This is a genomic window from Amaricoccus sp. W119, assembly GCF_047275745.1.
Classification (GTDB): Bacteria; Pseudomonadota; Alphaproteobacteria; order Rhodobacterales; family Rhodobacteraceae; genus Amaricoccus.
The window spans coordinates 1-644 of record NZ_JBKQWU010000215.1 but is presented as its reverse complement, the minus strand read 5'-3'; the positions used below and the strand labels follow the sequence as shown (position 1 = coordinate 644).

Below are 644 nucleotides of genomic sequence, written 5' to 3'. Positions count from 1 at the left end.
TGTCAATCGGCGCGGGACCGGGGACCGGGATCGGCGTGGAATCGGGGACCCGGGTGATGCGGATTTCGATGGGGTGGTTCGGGTGGTGGAGGGCGTAGCCCGGAACCGCCCGAACCACCCCATCAGCGCCTTTTCCACCCGGGCTCAGCCGCGATGCTTGAAGCGCCAGCTCTCGTTGCCGGTTTCGATGATGTCGCAGTGGTGGGTCAGCCGGTCGAGCAGCGCGGTGGTCATCTTGGCATCGCCGAGGACGGCCGGCCATTCGCCGAAGGCAAGATTGGTCGTGACGATGACCGAGGTGCGCTCGTAGAGCCGACTGATCAGATGGAACAGGAGCTGGCCGCCGGTACGGGCAAAGGGCAGGTAACCGAGTTCATCGAGGATCAGCAGATCGAGGCGGGAAAGGTGTTCGGCAAGCTTGCCGGTCCGCCCTTGATGGGTCTCCAGCTCGAGCAGATTCACGAGATCGGTCGTGTTGTAAAAGCGAACCCTCGCCCCACCGCGGATGCAGTTGCGGGCGATGGCGATACTGAGATGCGTCTTGCCGGACCCCGTCCCGCCGACCAGGACGACGTTGCGCTGGCTGGCAAGGAAACCGCCCGTGGCGAGATCCCGGACCAGTCCTTCGTTGATCGGCGTGCCGG

The 644-nt window shown here is 64.9% G+C and carries 1 protein-coding gene; it reads right to left on the bottom strand.

The genetic code is table 11. From position 1 onward, the window contains the following. Positions 1-144 precede the first annotated feature (144 nt). The coding region (gene istB, locus ACLJK8_RS23075; protein ID WP_413152715.1) for an IS21-like element helper ATPase IstB at positions 145-644 on the bottom strand (500 nt) is incomplete at its 5' end.